Origin of the sequence: Cedecea sp. (assembly GCF_036500665.1) — a bacterium.
Classification (GTDB): domain Bacteria; phylum Pseudomonadota; class Gammaproteobacteria; order Enterobacterales; family Enterobacteriaceae; genus Cedecea.
Genome location: NZ_DASYBS010000021.1, coordinates 18,434 through 35,260, shown reverse-complemented (window position 1 = coordinate 35,260; position 16,827 = coordinate 18,434). Strand labels below are relative to the sequence as shown.

Here is a 16,827-nt window from a genome sequence, read left to right as displayed (position 1 = left end):
TCGTGCTCAGTTTTTCAGGGATCCGATATGACAACGTTAACCTCCACCGGCACCAGGCCTTCGTTACTAGGCGGTGTAATGATTATCGGTGGAACCATCATTGGCGCAGGGATGTTTTCGTTACCCGTGGTGATGTCGGGTGCCTGGTTCTTTTGGTCGCTGGCCGCGCTGGTGTTCACCTGGTTTTGCATGCTGCATTCCGGATTAATGATCCTGGAGGCGAACCTTAACTACCGCATTGGCTCCAGCTTCGACACCATCACCAAAGACCTGCTCGGTAAAGGCTGGAATGCAATAAACGGCCTGTCGATTGCCTTTGTGCTTTATATCCTGACCTATGCCTACATCTCGGCCAGCGGCTCTATTCTGCATCACACGTTTTCGGAGCTATCGCTCGATGTACCGGCTCGCCTGGCGGGGCTGGTCTTTGCGCTGGTTGTGGCATTTATCGTCTGGCTGAGCACCAAAGCGGTGAGCCGTATGACGGCGATTGTCCTGGGCGCGAAGGTCATCACTTTCTTCCTGACCTTCGGCAGCCTGCTTGGACACGTGACGCCAGTTACACTGTTTAACGTGGCGGAAAGCAATGCTTCTTATACGCCATACCTGCTGATGACGCTGCCGTTCTGCCTGGCCTCTTTTGGCTATCACGGCAACGTACCGAGCCTGATGAAGTATTACGGCAAAGATCCACGCACCATCATTCGCTGCCTGGTGTACGGCACGCTGATGGCGCTGGTGCTGTACGCTATCTGGTTGCTGGGGACGATGGGGAATATCCCTCGTCCGGAGTTCATCGGCATCGCGGAGAAGGGCGGTAACATTGACGTGCTGGTTCAGGCGCTGAGCGGCGTGCTCAACAGCCGGAGCCTCGACTTGCTGCTGGTGGTGTTCTCAAACTTTGCGGTAGCGAGCTCTTTCCTCGGCGTCACGCTGGGGCTGTTCGATTACCTGGCGGATCTGTTTGGTTTCGACGATTCCGCACTGGGGCGTTTGAAAACGGCGCTGCTGACTTTCGCCCCGCCGATTGTCGGCGGCCTGCTGTGGCCGAACGGCTTCCTGTATGCGATTGGCTACGCGGGGCTGGCGGCGACTATTTGGGCGGCGATTGTCCCCGCGCTGCTCGCCAGGGCTTCCCGTAAGCGTTTTGGCAGCCCTAAATTTCGTGTCTGGGGCGGTAAACCAATGATTGCCCTGATTCTGGTCTTTGGCGTGGGCAACGCGCTGGTCCACATCCTTTCTACCTTCGATGTGCTGCCGGTTTATAAGTAAAGATGAATGGGCCCTTTCAGACTGAAAGGGCCTGATACAACGCTAACCTAAAAGCTCTTCTTTAACCTGCATCGCCAAATCAAACGAATGCAAACGAGCCTGATGATCGAAAATCTGCCCGTTAACCATAATTTCATCCGCTTCGGTTTCACGCAGGATGGACTCAAGGCCGTGGCGCACCTTCGCTTTATCCCCCACCAGAGACATGCTCAGCGCCTGCTGGACGCCATACTGTTCTGAAGCAGACCAAAGTTGATGCATATTCTCCACCGGCGGCGGTAGCTGTCCGGTTTCTCCGCGGCGCAGTCGAACAAACGCCTGCTGCATGGAAGTAAACAGAAACTCCGCGTCCCGGGTACTGTCTGCTGCCACGATATTGATGCACACCATCGCGTAAGGTTTTGCCAGCCGCTCGGACGGCTTGAAGTTCTCGCGGTACAGCTGTAGCGCCCGGAACAGCATGTCAGGGGCAAAGTGCGAGGCAAAAGCAAACGGCAAACCAAGCTGCGCCGCCAGCTGAGCGCTGTACAGGCTGGAGCCTAGCAGCCATACCGGGACCTTTTCCCCATAGCCCGGAACGGGGCGAACGTGTGGATTTGGGTCGCGGGCATCGAACCAGTCAACCAGCTCCGCGACATCCCGGGGGAAGTTATCAACGTCGCCGCTCATATGGCGTCGCAGCGCTCGCATGGTGGGCTGGTCGCTGCCCGGCGCGCGGCCAAGCCCAAGGTCAATACGCCCCGGATAGAGTGCGTTCAGGGTACCGAACTGCTCGGCAATGACCAGCGGTGAGTGGTTAGGCAGCATCACACCGCCGGAACCTAAGTGCAGCGTCGTGGTGTTTGCCGCCAGGTAACCAATCAGCACCGACGTTGCCGCGCTGGCGATGCCGACCATATTATGGTGCTCCGCGAGCCAGTAGCGGTGATAGCCGCGCTTTTCAGCCAGCCGGGCGAGATCCAGAGAGTGGGAAAAGGCTGCCTGGGCCGAGGAGCCTTGAGGGATCGGCGCAAGATCGAGCACCGAGAAAGCAATGTTTTTGTCAGTCATAACCGCTCACTTTTATTACAGCGTAGTCATCAGATTGAAGGTCTTCTTCCAGCCTGGCGCAGGAATACCGCGCCGGCCAGAAAAGCTGCACCTTTAATAGTGCATTAAAGAATGACCAGACTTGTTAACAAAGTGAGCTATTATCAGGCCTGCAGCTCCAGCCCGGCAACGCGTCGCCAGTAGCCGTTGCAGTCGCTGTGGTTGGTCAGCGGCAGTGGTGCGATGCCGTTTTCATTGGCGCGGAAGGCGTTCAGAATATCCAGCGTCCCCGGACCCATTGGTGACAGGCGAACGATATCTACCAGCCCTTTCATCGACGTCAGCTCATTGCCGAGGTTATACACATAGCCGCTCATGGTCTGAATACCGTTAAGCACGAAGACCTGCTGCTGCTCCTGAGAGCGCATGTCCCGGCCGTTCGGATAGTTAATGCAGCAGGTTTCGCATTCGTCCTTGGCGCGATCTTCTGAGCGTGCGGTAAAGCAGCGTGCGGAATAAGCCAGCGGCAAATGGCCGTAGCTCAGTACTTCCACTTCGAACTTATCGCGAATACCGAGTTCTTCGCACTGGGTAAGCATATTGGTCAGCCAGTCCCGTGAGAGTTCAACCGGCATACACCAGCGCATCATGCCCTGCTTGTGCAGCAGGCGCAGCGTGACGGCGTTATAGCAGTTGAGCGCGTGCCCGGCGACGAACGGCAGTTTGCGCTCGGCGGCCATATTCACGCTGCCGATGTCGTTGGCCTCAATCAGAAAGTCGCCATTTTCCACGTAGCGTTTCAGCTCGTTCAGCTCGGAAGGCGCCTGCACCAGCGCCAGCGTAGAGAGCACAACCTGTTTGCCTTGCCCCGCGAGCATTTTGGCCATATCCAGCCAGTCACCGACTTTGGTTGCCCGGCGTTTACTGCAGACCGCTTCTCCCAGGTAGATAATATCGGCACGGCTTTCTGCTGCCGCCTGATAAAATTTTTCCAGCGTCTCTTTTGGCCAGTAGTAAAGCACTGGCCCTAATGAATATTTCATGCTTTTTCCTACTGCCATTTACGGTGATAGGCACCGAGAGTCGTTTGCGTGCCTTCGGCCATGGAGCCCAGCGCTTCCATCCAGGCAGGCTGTGCCTGGTAGCCTTGAGGATCGGCCATGCAGCGATCGATGGCCTGACGCCAGACCTTAGCGACCTGAGTCACGTAGGCCGGGCTGCGCTGGCGCCCTTCGATTTTTACCGAGGCAATATTGGCGGCCAGTAGGTCCGGCAGCAGCTCAAGCGTGTTAAGGCTGGTCGGCTCTTCCAGCGCATGGTAGGGACGGTCGTCCACCAGGTAACGCCCTTTGCAAAGCGTTGGATACCCGGCGTTTTCGCCGTCCTTATAGCGATCGATCAGCACGTCGTTGAGGCGAGATTCCAGCCCCTGCGGCGTCTGTTGCCAGCGCACAAAGCGGGCGGGGGAGCAGGCACCCACGGTATTCGGCGACTCGCCGGTGAGGTAAGACGAGAGATAGCAACGCCCTTCGGCCATAATGCACAGGCTGCCGAAGGCAAATACCTCCAGCGGCACCGGCGTGACGCGAGCGAGCTGTTTAACCTGATGAATAGAGAGCACGCGCGGCAACACCACACGGGCAACGTCAAAGTGGCGATGATAAAAACGGATCGCTTCTTCATTAGTGGCCGAAGCCTGGACCGACACATGGCGCTCAATGTGTGGATAGCGCTCAGCGGCATACTCCAGCATGGCCAAATCCGCCAGGATCAGCGCATCGGCCCCAAGCTGCGCGGCCATATCAACCGCCCGCTGCCAGCGCACGTAGCCGTCCGGATGAGCGAAAGTATTGATGGCAATATGCAGCTTACGGCGGCGTTGATGCACGTAGCTGACGGCTTCCTGCAGCTTTTTCTCGGTGAAGTTAAGGCCGGCAAAATGACGCGCGTTGGTATCATCTTTCAGGCCGATGTACACCGCATCTGCACCGTTATCGATGGCCGCTTTCAACGCCGGAAGGTTTCCGGCCGGGCAAAGCAACTCCATAATTTATCCTGAATCATAGGGGGCACGAATAAATGCCCGCGCTGCACAGGGACGGGCAGCAAATTGTTAACGAACCGGGATTTTAGTTAACCTGTCGGCGACAATTTTTGATTTGAGGCAGAGAAAGGCGTATTGCTTAGAGGGCACACCGCCAATATAGCCGTGCGGCAACCTGCGGAATTGTTGATTTGGCGCGTCATCGGGAATTGTCGTTATGGCAAAATAACGGCAAATTTTTTAAAGGAGTCAAAACCCGTGTTCGATAAACTGCGTTCTCGCCTGGTTCAGGCTGGTCCTTCATTGCTGCGGGTTCCGGTCAGATTAACCCCTTTTGCCGTTAAGCGTCAGGTACTGGAGCAGGTGCTTGGCTGGCAGTTCCGTCAGGCGCTGCAGGACGGGGAGCTCGACTTTCTTGAAGGTCGCTGGCTAAGTATTGAAGTGCGTGACCTTGGGCTAAAGTGGTTTACTTCCGTTGAGGACAATAAGCTGCTGGTGTGCGACGATGCGTCAGCAGACGTGAGCTTTAGCGCTGAGGCCAATGACCTGTTGCTGATCGCCGCTCGCAAGCAGGACCCGGATACGTTGTTTTTCCAGCGCCGCCTGGTCATTGAAGGCGACACGGAACTCGGGTTATATGTGAAGAATCTAATGGATGCCATTGAGCTGGATGCCATGCCTAAACCGCTGCGCATCCTGCTGCTACAGCTGGCTGATTTTGTTGAGGCGGGTTTGAAACATAACGCCGCCCCTGAAGGTAATTCGATAGGTGAGCCATGTTAATTCGTGTAGAGATCCCCATTGATGCTCCTGGCATCGACGCGCTGTTACGCCGCGCTTTTGAAGGCGATGGCGAAGCTGAGCTGGTCAGAGCGCTGCGGGAAGATGGGCTGTTAACGCTGGGTCTCGTTGCAACCGATGATGAGGGACAGGTGATTGGCTACGTCGCCTTTAGCCCGGTCGCCGTCGAGGGTGAAGAACTGCAGTGGGTGGGTCTTGCTCCGCTGGCGGTGGACGAATCCGTTCGCGGTCAGGGCATTGCCAAACAGCTGGTATATGAGGGGCTGGATTCTCTGAATGAGTTTGGCTACGCTGCGGTAGTGACGCTGGGCTCGCCGGAGATGTACGGCCATCTTGGCTTCCAGCCTGCGGCCCGTTACGACCTGCACTGCCGTTGGTCGGGCACCGAAGCTGCATTCCAGGTGCATCCTCTGGCAGACGACGCTCTGAATGGCGTAAGCGGTCTGGTTGAGTATTCTGACCACTTCAATCGCGTTTAGCGGGCTTCCCCTTGAAGGCATGCCAGCAGGTCTTCAAGGGAGACCTTTCCTCCGACCAGCCGTTCTTTCTCGGCCTTGCTCAACTGCTTAATCCTGTATTCGGCACGTAGCGCCAGCGAACGATCGCCAACTGCCTGGCTAAAAGCCAAAGCAAGCTGCCCTTTTCCACGCAGAGCTTTAGCCCCTTTCCCGGCCTGATGCTGGGCAAAACGGCGCTCCACATTGGTCGTAATGCCGGTATAAAGCCGGTTATCGGTGCAGCGAATTAAATAGAGATACCAGGAAGTCATAGTGCGGGCGCATAATTAGCATTTGTCGCAGAGTATCACTGTTCAGGATGACGATGGAATCACTCAATGCCATCAGCCGCTGGCTGACAAAACAACATGTTCTGAGCTACTGCGTGGGCAGCGGGGACTCGCTTTGGTGTGCGAATGCTTTTTATATCTTCGATGCCGAGCGGGTGGCGTTCTATTTGCTGAGCGAAACCACTTCGCGCCATGGTGAGCTGATTGGCGAGCAAGCGCCGGTTGCCGGCACGATAAATGGCCAGCCAAAAACCGTTGCGCTTATTCGTGGCGTGCAGTTTCGCGGAGAGATCCGCCTGTTGGCGGCAGAAGAAGTGGCCCACTACCGTAGCCGTTATTTAAAGCGCTTCCCGATTGCGAAGGTGATGTCGGCCCCAATGTGGGAAATTCGGCTCGATGAGCTGAAAATGACCGACAACACGCTCGGTTTTGGGAAGAAACTGCACTGGCTGCGGGAAGCCTAACGGCCCAGCAGAATCAATGCTTCACGATTAAACGCCGGGAGATCGTCAGGCGTTCTGCTGGTGACTAACTGGTGTCCATCGACGACGACTTCACGATCGTAAAAATCCGCACCGGCATTTTTCACATCAACGACGATAGGTTTTACCGCAGTGAGCTTTCTACCGCGTATCACGTCCGCGCTGATCAGCAATTGTGGGCCATGGCAAATGGCAAACACGGGTTTTCCGGTGTTAACAAAATCGCGGGTGAAACTGACAAATCGGTCATCGCCTCGTAGGGCGTCAGGGGAATGACCTCCAGGGAGCAACAGGGCATCAAAGTCGGCAGGGCGGACTTCGTCGATACCCTTGTCGATCTTCACTTTGGCTTCGCCTTGTTTGCCGGTCACCGTTTTCCCGGCCTGCTTCTCGATAGTGATCACCTGGTGCCCGGCCTGGCGAAACGCCTCAGCCGGTGAGGTGAATTCAGAGTCCTCAAACTCGTCGGTAATCAGAACTGCAATTTTCTTGCTCATCTTTCCTCCGTTATGTTTGTGACACCATTAAGCCTGGACTACCATGCTGACATTGCAAGCGCTCAGCGTGAACAGGAGGCATTATGAGTCGAATCTTAATCACCGGCGCCACGGGGCTTGTTGGCGGCGATTTGCTGCGACTGCTTAACCAGGATCCCCGTATCAGCGCCATTGTGGCCCCGAGTCGCCGCCCACTGCCGGTTGCGTTGAGCAAGGTGGTTAATCCTCATGACCCGCAGCTTTCCGATGCGCTTGCCCAGGTCACAGAACCGGTTGATATCGTCTTTTGCTGCCTGGGAACGACGCTACGCGATGCGGGCAGTAAAGAAGCCTTTATCCTTGTGGATTACACGCTGGTGGTGGACACCGCCCTTGCCGGCCTGCGACTGGGGGCAAAGCAGATGCTGGTGGTAAGCGCTCTGGGGGCTAACAGCCGCTCGCCGTTCTTCTACAACCGCGTTAAGGGGGAAATGGAAGACGCGCTGATAGCGCAGAGTTGGCCGCGTCTGACCCTGGCTCGTCCCTCAATGCTGCTGGGGGATCGCCACACCAGGCGGTTAAATGAAACGCTGATGGCGCCGATTTTCAAAATGCTGCCCGGTAAGCTAAAGGCCATTGAGTCGATGGATGTGGCAAAAGCCCTGCTTTCTGAAGCATTCAATCCGGCGCGGGAGGGGGTGATGATTCTCGACTCAGGTCAGCTGCGTGAATTAGCCGCACACTCTTCTGGTGTTTAATCTTTCCCATTGCGCCTGCCGCGCATAATATGGCGCCATAAATACTTATCTCGCTAATCAATCTCAGGGAAACGACTATGTCTCTTTCTTCCTCTTCCGCCCCGGGAGTGCGTACTTTTCCGTGGTGGAAGCCCGCGCTGTTTTTCCTGGTGGTGATAGCCGGGCTATGGTACGTGAAGTGGCAGCCCTACTACGGCAAAGCATTTACCGCCGCGGAAACCCACAGTATCGGCAAATCCATCATTGCTCAGGCTGACGCGAATCCGCTCAAAGCCGCGCTGGATTATGCGATGGTCTATTTCCTGGCCGTCTGGAAAGCGGCGGTGCTGGGCGTTATCCTGGGATCGCTGGTGCAGGTGCTTATTCCCCGCGACTGGCTACTGCGCACTCTGGGGCAGCAGCGTTTCAGAGGGACGCTCTTTGGCACGCTGTTTTCCCTCCCCGGCATGATGTGTACCTGCTGCGCTGCGCCGGTGACGGCAGGCATGCGTCGTCAGTCTGTTTCTATGGGGGGAGCGTTGGCTTTCTGGATGGGCAACCCGCTGCTTAACCCCGCGACGCTGGTCTTTATGGGGTTTGTCCTTGGCTGGCAGTTTACGCTGGTGCGGTTAGTCGCTGGCCTTGCGACGGTACTTGGCGTTGCCTGGCTGGTGCAGCGCTGGGTCAAAGATAAACCGCAAAAGATTGAGCCTGTACCTGCCGCCAGCTACCCGGCAGACGCAGGCACTTTCCTGTCTCGCTGGGGAAAAGCGCTGTGGCAGCTATTCTGGAGCACGATCCCTGTCTATGTCCTTGCCGTGCTGGTACTGGGCGCCGCGCGCGTTTGGCTGTTCCCTCATGCCGAGGGTGCCGTGGGCAATACGCTGTTCTGGGTTATTGCCATGGCGATTGTTGGCTGTCTGTTTGTGATCCCGACGGCGGCAGAAATTCCTGTCGTCCAAACCATGATGCTGGCGGGAATGGGCACGGCTCCTGCATTGGCGCTATTGATTACGCTCCCGGCGGTCAGCCTGCCGTCGTTGATTATGCTGCATAACGCTTTCCCGGCTAAAGCCCTGTGGCTCACCGGCGGCCTGGTGGTGCTAAGCGGCGTGATTGTCGGTAGCCTGGCGCTTGTTTAATATTATTTGCCAGCCCTCTGATTAATAAAAGCCACGCAATAGCGTGGCTTTTTAATGGCGAAGAAATCCTGCTCAATATTATTGAGGGAATCACTGCTTCGGAGGTGGATGCTAAATATTAAAAGGACTGCAGGTAATCAATATAGCCTTTGGCGCTGTTTTCCAGCTGTTGGGCCGAGACTTCATATTCGGCACCGTAAAAAGCATAGAATGGCTGATAATCCGCTTCGACATATTTCGCCGTCATTTCAAAGGGCAGAAGTATTTCCTGTAGCGAATGGTGGTAACGCCCGTCGCGCGAAAAATCCTCTTCCTTAATTCCGGCACTAACCGCCAGCGCAAATTTACGGCCTCTGAGCTTGTGCCCACTGGTGGAACCGTAGGCCCAGCCATAGGTAAAGACTTCGTCCAGCCACTGTTTTAGCAGCGGAGGGCAGTTAAACCAGTACAGCGGGAACTGCAGAATAATTTTATCGTGTTGCTCAATAAGCTTCTGCTCTCTTTCAACATCGATAACGCCCTCTTTATAATTCTGATAAAGATTATGCACGGTATATAGCTCCGGGTGTTTTTCTATTTCACTTACCCAGCGCTTATTGATTTTTGACTCATTGACATTGGGGTGAATAACAACAATTAAGGTTTTCATGTCTAATTCCTTATGAGGTGGTTGACCGTAAGCGCTTATTTGATGTTTGCATCATAGGCAGCTTTAAATTAAAGTACAATACTGTCATTGTTGATATGTACTATACAAAAGGATAGTGTCATGAGCGAAGAGATCGCAGCGGATTCCTGCGCATTTATGGGCGATACGGGTTTTGCCTATACGCTGTCGCTGGTCAATGGGAAATATAAAATGATCATTCTCTACGCGCTGGCGGAGCATAAACCGGTGATTCGTTTCAACGAGCTGAAGCGCTGCATCGGTACTATCTCATTCCGGACCCTGAGCCTGACGCTGAAAGAGCTGGAAAACGACGGGCTGATTATCCGTAATGAATATCCGCAGATCCCGCCCAAGGTGGAGTACAGCCTTTCAGAGCGAGGTAAGTCGCTGATCCCGGTGCTGGATATGATGTGTGAATGGGGAAATGTGCATCGCCATGATGGGCTGAAGTGAGGCCTCCCGCGGGTTGGCGGGAAGCCGGTTTTAACGCAGGTGATGAACGACCTGGTTGCTGCTGCCGCGCCAGATAAGCGCCGGATCTTTTAAATCCTGAACAAACTTGCCGTCGACCAGCACGCTAATCAACCCAACCACTTCCTGCTGGGCTGCGTTCAGTTCGTCAATCTTATATCCCGTCCAGACCCAGATATCCTTGCCGGGGCATTCGGCGCGTACGCGCTGCACCAGTTTAAGAATCTCCGGCACATTTTGTGGGTGCAGCGGGTCACCGCCCGAAAGCGAAATTCCCTGGCGCTTAACGCGGGTATCGTTGAGGTCGGCAATAATGCGGTCGGCCATTTCTGGGGTGAACGGCAGACCTGAGTTCACGCGCCAGGTGCTCTTGTTGTAGCAGCCGGGGCATTCATGCACGCAGCCTGAGACAAACAGCGTGCAGCGAGTGCCGGGGCCGTTGACGATGTCGACGGGATAGTATTGATGATAATTCATTTTCGCGTCCCAATTAACGTCATAACTGTGTTGGCTGCTCTCACTCACCCCGGTCACTTACTTATGTAAGCTCCCGGGGATTCCTTCTTTTGCCGCCTTGTTTTGACGTCAATTGCTTTGCGAAAAACTTACTGAAAGTTAGCTTTATCCCAAAGATTTGGCAGCGTTAAAGGTTAAAACTGAAATCGTTAACCGATCTGCCCGTTACCCAGGTGCTTAACGCGACGCTTAACTTCTTCCTGCTTGCCGGCGTTGAACGGACGCGCGTCCGGGCTGCCGAGGTAGCCACATACGCGGCGGGTAACCGATACGCGTGCGGCGTCATGGTTGCCACATTTCGGGCAGGTAAAGCCCTTGCTGGTGCACTCGAATTCGCCGGTAAAGCCACACTCGTAGCATTCATCGATTGGCGTGTTGGTACCGTAATAAGGCACATGCTGATAGCTGTAATCCCATACATCTTCCAGCGCCCGCAGGTTGTGCTGAATGTTCGGGTATTCGCCGTAGCAAATGAAGCCGCCGTTAGCCAGCGGTGGGTACGGTGCCTCAAAGTCGATTTTGTCGTAAGGGTTCACCTTTTTCTCCACGTCGAGGTGGAAGCTATTGGTGTAGTAGCCTTTGTCGGTCACGCCAGGCACGACGCCGAATTCTGCGGTATCAAGGCGGCAGAAGCGGTCGCACAGGTTTTCACTCGGCGTGCTGTAGAGGCTAAAGCCGTAGCCGGTTTCTTCTTTCCAGCTGTCGGTGGCTTCGCGCAGGCGAGCCACGATAGTAACGGCTTTCTCGCGCAGGGCTTCGCTGTCGTAAACGTGCTGGTTACCGAAGAGGGCGTTAACCGTTTCATGAATGCCGATATAGCCCAGCGAAATCGACGCGCGGCCGTTTTTAAAGATCTCAGACACGTCGTCGTCGGCCTTCAGGCGGACGCCGCAGGCGCCTTCCATATAGAGGATAGGGGCCACGCGAGCTTTGACGCCTTCCAGACGGGCAATGCGGGTCATCAGCGCTTTGCGCGCCAGCTGTAAACGATCGTCCAGCAGTTTCCAGAAAGTAGCCTCATCCCCTTTGGCTTCCAGCGCAATGCGCGGCAGGTTCAGGCTTATTACGCCCAGGTTGTTACGCCCGTCGTGGATTTGCTCGCCGTTTTCTTCGTACACGCCCAGGAAGCTGCGGCAGCCCATTGGCGTTTTAAACGAGCCGGTCACTTTCACAACCTGGTCGTAGTTAAGAATGTCCGGATACATGCGCTTGGACGCACATTCCAGCGCCAGCTGTTTGATGTCGTAGTTGGCATCACCAAACTTATGGTTCAGGCCGTCACGGATTGCAAAGACCAGTTTTGGGAACACCGCAGTTTTGCGGTTTTTGCCCAGCCCGGCGATGCGGTTGCGCAGGATAGACGTCTGGATCAGGCGTGATTCCCAACTGGTGCCGAGGCCAAAACCAAAGGTAACAAACGGCGTTTGCCCGTTGGCGGTATGCAGCGTATTCACTTCATATTCAAGGGACTGGAAAGCGTCGTAGCACTCTTTCTCGGTGCGGGAATGTGCATATTCCTCAGCATTCGGGATTTGCCACTCTTCGGCAATCTTACGGTGCTTGTTAAAGCTTTCGGTCACAAACGGCGCCAGCACTTCGTCGATGCGGTTGATGGTGGTGCCGCCGTAAATGTGGCTGGCAACCTGGGCAATTATCTGCGCCGTTACCGCCGTTGCCGTAGAGATAGACTTCGGAGGTTCAATCTCGGCGTTACCCATTTTGAAGCCGTGGGTCAGCATGCCTTTCAAATCGATAAGCATGCAGTTAAACATTGGGAAGAACGGAGAATAATCGAGATCGTGATAGTGGATATCACCGCGCTCGTGTGCCAGCACGACGTCACGCGGCAGCAGGTGCTGCTTGGCATAGTGCTTGGCGACGATCCCGGCCAGCAGATCTCGCTGGGTTGGGATCACCTTGCTGTCTTTGTTGGCGTTCTCGTTAAGCAGGGCGGAGTTAGTTTGCTCAACCAGGCCGCGAATTTCCTGGTTCAGGCGGCCACGCTTCTCGCGCTCAATATCGCGGTCATGGCGGTACTCAATGTAGGCGCGCGCCAGCTGCTTGTAGTTACCGACCATGAGCTGGTTTTCCACGGCGACCTGGATCTCACCGATGTCTACCTGGCTGCGGCCTGCCATCTGCTGACTGACAATATCTGCGACGGTGGCGCAATAGTCCGCGTCATCGACTCCCGCTGCTTTAGCTGCACGCAGAATAGCTTCTCTGATGCGCTCTGAAGTGAAAGGTACTTTGCACCCGTCTCTTTTCATCACATGCGGTGTCATTGTCTCTCCATTTTTATAAAAGGTTATCCACAAAGGATGGGAGGCTCCGGGAGCGCGTAGCTATTTGTCCTGCCATAGACTTCCCGAAGTGCGGCCCTGTTTATCCACAGATAATCCCCAGATTTATCCCTGAGGTGCTGTAGCTATATTAGTCGATAGATACAACATGTAGGGCCGGGATGCATTTTAAGTTCTATATATAGTGATTTGCATCAAACATGTTTACCATTTTATTGATGCAGAACAAGGTAAATCGGGGGCGGTAGAAACGGTGGGCGTTCGCAAAAAAAAGTAAATTAACGGCGGAATTTTTCGTTTAAATATTCAACGAATACGGCCGTTCTGGGAGGGAGTTTTCCGCCGGCATACTTCATCCAAAGCTGCTGCGGCGCGGGCGTGTACTCTTTCAGAATTGCCTTAAGCCGGCCTTCCTCCACGAGCTTATCCAGATACCAGTTTGCCAGGCAAATAATGCCTATTCCTGAAAGTGCCGCGTCGACCAGCGAATCCGGTGACGTGGTGATAAACCACGAAGAGGCTTCGTCTATCAGCGAGTCATCATCCAGCCAATGTTGCAGGCGGCCCGTGCCGGGGTTACGGTGCACAAGGCAGCGGTGATGCAACAGTTCTTCCGGCTTTTGTGGTGTGCCGTAGCGTTCAAGGTAGGAGGGCGTTGCCGCCACTATCGTTTTGCTTTCATAAAGTTCGCGTGCCACTACGCGGCTATCGCGCACAGTTCGGTGCCCAATGGCAATATCTATCCGCTCGCCAATCAGATTAACGCTGCGGGCTTCCATGGAGAGTTCGATGCGTATCTGCGGATAGCGCCGCTGGAATTCGCTCATCAGGGGCATCAGGCAGTGACGACCAAAGCCGGGGATCACGCTAACGCGCAGCAGGCCGGAGGGTTCCGCACCAGGGTTAACTAAAGCCTGATTCAATGCCTGCCACAGCGGCGCAACCTGTTCACGCAGCGCTGTGCCTTCCTCGGTAAGCACCACGTAGTGCGTATTGCGCACGAAAAGCACGATGCCGAGCCGCTGTTCAAGCTGGCGTATGCCCTTACTCACCGCAGCAGGCGTTATCCCCAGCTGGCGCGCGGCGGCGGAAAAACTGTGACAGTCTGCTGCCGCCAGGAAAGCCGGAATAAGCCGATGAACGTCTGCTGAAAGCATCATGCTTGTAACCCTTGGTTGAAACAGATATGCCATGTTATGGACTACAGGTAAGCCCTGTCATCTGAAAAGATAGCCTCATCCAAAAAATGAGGTCTGAAAGATGAAAAAAATATTAGTTCTGGCGGCGCACCGTTCCCCTGATGAATCCCGCATTAACCATGCCGGTGTTGTTGCCCTGAAAGGTATAGAGGGCGTGACCGTCCACGAGCTGAAACGCGAATACCCGGATCACCAGATTGACGTGGCACGTGAGCAGACGCTGCTGCTGGAGCATGAATCTGTGGTGCTGATGTTCCCGTTCTGGTGGTACAGCTCCCCGGCGATCCTTAAGGACTGGCAGGATCAGGTGCTGACTTTCGGCTTTGCTTACGGCACCAGCGGTACCGCGCTGCACGGTAAAAAAATGATGGTGATGACCTCAACAGGTGGCCTGGCCGAGGCCTACAGCGCCGAAGGGGCAAACCACTATACGGTGGATGAGCTACTGCTGCCGTTCCGTGCGATGGCGAATAAAACCGGTATGATCTGGCAGACACCCGCGCTGATCCAGGGGGCGAACACCATTACGGAAGCGCTGATTGATGAAGGTGTAAACGGCTGGCTGAGCCGGATTCAGGGGCTGAAAGGGTAATTTATCCCTCACCTCAGGCTGCCTCTTAGTCACAAATACACTCTATGAAGGATCGGCTCAGGTTCCGTTCACCAGTACATTTGCTTCCCTCTGCAGGCTCGGAATACGGTGAACGTGTCCGGGGGATAACGCCATCCCCCGAACAGCCCCGACGATCGCTCTCTTTCGCTGCTCCCGGCAGCTCAACCCCGCCTGAGTTGGGTCATCACCGGGGACGATAAGAGCCGGGAACAAGGGCGTGGCTGCGGGTCTTGAAGCGACTGTGACTTTGTGTGTAGCTGCGGGTTAAAAGCGAGGCACGGTTCCGGCTTAAATCGCCTCGGTTTTCTCTCCGACTGGCCAGGGTCCGGACGTCGGGAACGGCCGGAGGCTGAGAGCGTCGGGAACGCATCTCAGCCGACCCAGGACTGGGAGATAAAATGGAGGTCTGCCGCTTCAGCGGTCGATTTATTTCGCCGGGAGTCCGGGGTCTCGGGGAAGTGACGGTGACTTCCCCGAGTCGTTCACAGTATCGGTGATGACATGTAAAACAGAACTGGAAGTGAACGGAACTTTAACCAGCCCAACAAAAGAAACAACACCAAGAAGCGTCTTACTCGGCATAGGGATGCATCTCCACCCAATGCTCCGCAATATCCTGTCTTCTGCAAATCCACACGCCTTCATGCTGCTGCACATAGTCGAGGAAACGCTGCAGCGCCCGGAAACGACCCGGCCTCCCCAGCAGACGGCAGTGCATGCCGATGGACATCATCTTCGGTGCCGTTTCACCTTCTTCATACAGCACGTCAAAGCTGTCTTTCAGATAGGTGTAGAACTGCTCGGCGGTGTTAAAGCCCTGAGCGGTGGCGAAGCGCATATCATTGGTGTCCAGCGTATACGGGACAATAAGATGGGGTTTGACGCGGCCGTCTTCGCAGGTGACTTTGCTCCAGAAAGGCAGATCGTCGCCGTAGTAGTCGCTGTCATACAGGATGCTGCCGTGCTCTACCACCAGCCTACGGGTATTCGGGCTATCGCGCCCCGTGTACCAGCCCAGCGGGCGAGAGCCAAACAAATCCTCCAGTATTTCCATTGCCTGATGCAGGTGCTGTCGCTCGGTGGCAGAGTCCATATTCTGATAATGGATCCAACGCCAGCCGTGGCTGACCACGTCGTAATCTGCGGCTTTGATCGCGGAGACAATTTCCGGGTTGCGGGCCAGCGCCATCGCCACGCCAAACACCGTCAAAGGCAGGCCGCGCTTCTGGAATTCATTATGGATACGCCAGAAGCCCGCCCGCGACCCATATTCATAAAGAGAGTCCATCGACATATGGCGATCGGGAAAACTGGCGGCGCCGATGATATCGGAGAGAAACTGTTCTGAGCCGCTGTCGCCGTGCAGGACGTGGTTTTCAGCGCCTTCTTCAAAGTTGAGCACAAACTGAACCGCAATACGCGCACCGCCTGGCCACTGCGCATGGGGAGGATTGCCGGCATAACCGGCAAGGTCACGCGGGTAGTTTTCGGTAAAAGGATAGCGGTTAGCTTTTTCTTCTGATGGCATGATTCTCTCCTTCAACCTTAACTCAGACGAGCAAAAGAGCCCGAAAGCGGCTTTTTGTTCGGGTAAGCGAGGTCACCAAATTTACTGGTGCCGATGCCCAGCGCCACCAGGGACTCCACCAGCTTCACCGCAGCGGTCACGCCGTCGATAACCGGGATACCGATTTCCTCAGTCAGCTCTTTTGCCAGATTCGCCATCCCGCCGCAGCCCAGCACGATCGCCCCACTGTTATCTTCTTTTTTGGCCTGAATGCAGCGTTCACGCACCAGCCGCTGGGCCAGGCCTGTACCGTCTTCCAGCGCCAGAACAGGGAGATCGATAGCGTGCAGCGCGGCGCAATGATGTTCAAAACCGTATTGATGCACTAAGTGACGGGCAATGATCACCGTGCGCGGCAGCGTGGTAACAATCGAGAAGCGAGTCGCCACCATCGTGGCCATATGCATGGCCGCTTCGGCAATACCAATCACCGGCCCGCTGGCTATCTCACGCGCCGCCAGCAAACCCGGATCGCCAAAGCAGGCTATCACGTGCCCGTTCGCCCCCTGCGCTTTGCCCTGCTTAATTTGTTCAAGTACGCCGATGGCCGCGATGGCTTCATCGAAATGCCCTTCAATTGACTCCACGCCCTGCTCCGGACAGCTGGCGAGGATCTGCGTGCCGGGTGCGGCAACGCTGCGGGCGGCTTCAGCAATAGTGTGCGTCATCGCCTGGCTGGTGTTGGGGTTGATCACTTGAATAATAGGCTGCTGCATGG

The 16,827-nt window shown here is 55.4% G+C and carries 19 protein-coding genes; 8 read left to right on the top strand and 11 right to left on the bottom strand.

What is annotated here, in order from left to right; translation table 11 throughout:
* Positions 1-27: 27 nt before the first annotated feature.
* Positions 28-1,272 carry a tryptophan permease gene (gene mtr / locus VGM55_RS03105; protein WP_331634565.1) on the top strand — a complete coding sequence of 415 codons (1,245 nt, stop codon included), beginning with the start codon at positions 28-30 and terminating at the stop codon, positions 1,270-1,272.
* A 42-nt stretch (positions 1,273-1,314) separates the two neighbouring features.
* Here the strand turns inward: mtr and VGM55_RS03100 are convergent, their stop codons facing one another.
* The 3 genes from VGM55_RS03100 to ubiU form a co-directional block, all read right to left on the bottom strand.
* On the bottom strand, positions 1,315-2,322 hold the full coding sequence (locus VGM55_RS03100; RefSeq protein WP_154188400.1) for a luciferase-like monooxygenase: 1,008 nt from the start codon (positions 2,320-2,322) through the stop codon (positions 1,315-1,317).
* Positions 2,323-2,465: 143 nt separating this feature from the next.
* Entirely contained in the window at positions 2,466-3,344 is an 879-nt protein-coding gene (locus tag VGM55_RS03095; RefSeq protein WP_414648187.1) for a U32 family peptidase, read from the bottom strand.
* An 8-nt stretch (positions 3,345-3,352) separates the two neighbouring features.
* Entirely contained in the window at positions 3,353-4,348 is a 996-nt protein-coding gene (ubiU, locus tag VGM55_RS03090; protein WP_331634563.1) for a ubiquinone anaerobic biosynthesis protein UbiU, read from the bottom strand.
* Between the two features lie 255 nt (positions 4,349-4,603).
* Between ubiU and ubiT the strand changes: the two genes are divergently transcribed.
* Both ubiT and VGM55_RS03080 read left to right on the top strand, forming a co-directional pair.
* Positions 4,604-5,128 carry a ubiquinone anaerobic biosynthesis accessory factor UbiT gene (gene ubiT / locus VGM55_RS03085; protein ID WP_331634562.1) on the top strand — a complete coding sequence of 175 codons (525 nt, stop codon included), beginning with the start codon at positions 4,604-4,606 and terminating at the stop codon, positions 5,126-5,128.
* The gene (locus VGM55_RS03080; protein ID WP_331634561.1) at positions 5,122-5,625 is read left to right on the top strand and encodes an N-acetyltransferase; all 504 of its coding nucleotides are present in this window, start codon (positions 5,122-5,124) and stop codon (positions 5,623-5,625) included. Before ubiT ends, VGM55_RS03080 begins: the two co-directional genes overlap by 7 nt.
* Here VGM55_RS03080 and VGM55_RS03075 read toward each other — a convergent pair.
* Complete coding sequence (locus VGM55_RS03075; RefSeq protein WP_154188404.1) at positions 5,622-5,915, bottom strand: GIY-YIG nuclease family protein; 294 nt, start codon at positions 5,913-5,915, stop codon at positions 5,622-5,624. The genes VGM55_RS03080 and VGM55_RS03075 overlap by 4 nt on opposite strands.
* Positions 5,916-5,968: 53 nt before the next feature.
* Between VGM55_RS03075 and VGM55_RS03070 the strand changes: the two genes are divergently transcribed.
* The gene (locus VGM55_RS03070) at positions 5,969-6,397 is read left to right on the top strand and encodes a YhbP family protein (RefSeq protein WP_154188405.1); all 429 of its coding nucleotides are present in this window, start codon (positions 5,969-5,971) and stop codon (positions 6,395-6,397) included.
* On the opposite strand, the gene VGM55_RS03065 is transcribed toward VGM55_RS03070, so the two are convergent.
* Positions 6,394-6,912 carry a type 1 glutamine amidotransferase domain-containing protein gene (locus VGM55_RS03065; RefSeq protein ID WP_154188406.1) on the bottom strand — a complete coding sequence of 173 codons (519 nt, stop codon included), beginning with the start codon at positions 6,910-6,912 and terminating at the stop codon, positions 6,394-6,396. The two genes, VGM55_RS03070 and VGM55_RS03065, sit on opposite strands and share 4 nt — an antisense overlap.
* Positions 6,913-6,995: 83 nt before the next feature.
* Between VGM55_RS03065 and VGM55_RS03060 the strand changes: the two genes are divergently transcribed.
* Both VGM55_RS03060 and VGM55_RS03055 read left to right on the top strand, forming a co-directional pair.
* Complete coding sequence (locus VGM55_RS03060; RefSeq protein ID WP_154188407.1) at positions 6,996-7,649, top strand: NAD(P)H-binding protein; 654 nt, start codon at positions 6,996-6,998, stop codon at positions 7,647-7,649.
* Between the two features lie 77 nt (positions 7,650-7,726).
* A complete protein-coding gene (locus tag VGM55_RS03055; RefSeq protein ID WP_331634559.1) occupies positions 7,727-8,770 on the top strand; it encodes a permease in 1,044 nt (347 codons plus the stop codon).
* A gap of 118 nt (positions 8,771-8,888) precedes the next feature.
* Here VGM55_RS03055 and VGM55_RS03050 read toward each other — a convergent pair whose 3' ends face one another.
* Positions 8,889-9,419 carry an NAD(P)H-dependent oxidoreductase gene (locus VGM55_RS03050; RefSeq protein ID WP_154188409.1) on the bottom strand — a complete coding sequence of 177 codons (531 nt, stop codon included), beginning with the start codon at positions 9,417-9,419 and terminating at the stop codon, positions 8,889-8,891.
* A 120-nt stretch (positions 9,420-9,539) separates the two neighbouring features.
* Between VGM55_RS03050 and VGM55_RS03045 the strand changes: the two genes are divergently transcribed.
* A complete protein-coding gene (locus VGM55_RS03045) occupies positions 9,540-9,893 on the top strand; it encodes a winged helix-turn-helix transcriptional regulator (protein WP_154188410.1) in 354 nt (117 codons plus the stop codon).
* A gap of 30 nt (positions 9,894-9,923) precedes the next feature.
* On the opposite strand, the gene nrdG is transcribed toward VGM55_RS03045, so the two are convergent.
* From nrdG to VGM55_RS03030, 3 genes are all read right to left on the bottom strand, one after another.
* Positions 9,924-10,388, bottom strand: coding sequence for an anaerobic ribonucleoside-triphosphate reductase-activating protein (gene nrdG, locus VGM55_RS03040; RefSeq protein WP_331634558.1), 465 nt, complete (start codon positions 10,386-10,388; stop codon positions 9,924-9,926).
* 188 nt (positions 10,389-10,576) lie between these two features.
* The gene (nrdD, locus tag VGM55_RS03035) at positions 10,577-12,712 is read right to left on the bottom strand and encodes an anaerobic ribonucleoside-triphosphate reductase (protein ID WP_154188412.1); all 2,136 of its coding nucleotides are present in this window, start codon (positions 12,710-12,712) and stop codon (positions 10,577-10,579) included.
* 296 nt (positions 12,713-13,008) lie between these two features.
* Entirely contained in the window at positions 13,009-13,890 is an 882-nt protein-coding gene (locus VGM55_RS03030) for a LysR family transcriptional regulator (RefSeq protein ID WP_331634556.1), read from the bottom strand.
* A 100-nt stretch (positions 13,891-13,990) separates the two neighbouring features.
* Here VGM55_RS03030 and VGM55_RS03025 point away from each other — a divergent pair, with 100 nt between their 5' ends.
* Positions 13,991-14,521, top strand: coding sequence for an NAD(P)H-dependent oxidoreductase (locus VGM55_RS03025; RefSeq protein WP_154188414.1), 531 nt, complete (start codon positions 13,991-13,993; stop codon positions 14,519-14,521).
* Positions 14,522-15,113: 592 nt separating this feature from the next.
* On the opposite strand, the gene puuE is transcribed toward VGM55_RS03025, so the two are convergent.
* Both puuE and hpxA read right to left on the bottom strand, forming a co-directional pair.
* Positions 15,114-16,070 (bottom strand): allantoinase PuuE, encoded by a 957-nt coding sequence (gene puuE / locus VGM55_RS03020; RefSeq protein WP_331634554.1) that lies wholly within the window; start codon positions 16,068-16,070, stop codon positions 15,114-15,116.
* Between the two features lie 17 nt (positions 16,071-16,087).
* Complete coding sequence (gene hpxA, locus VGM55_RS03015) at positions 16,088-16,825, bottom strand: allantoin racemase (protein WP_154188679.1); 738 nt, start codon at positions 16,823-16,825, stop codon at positions 16,088-16,090.
* Positions 16,826-16,827: the final 2 nt, after the last annotated feature.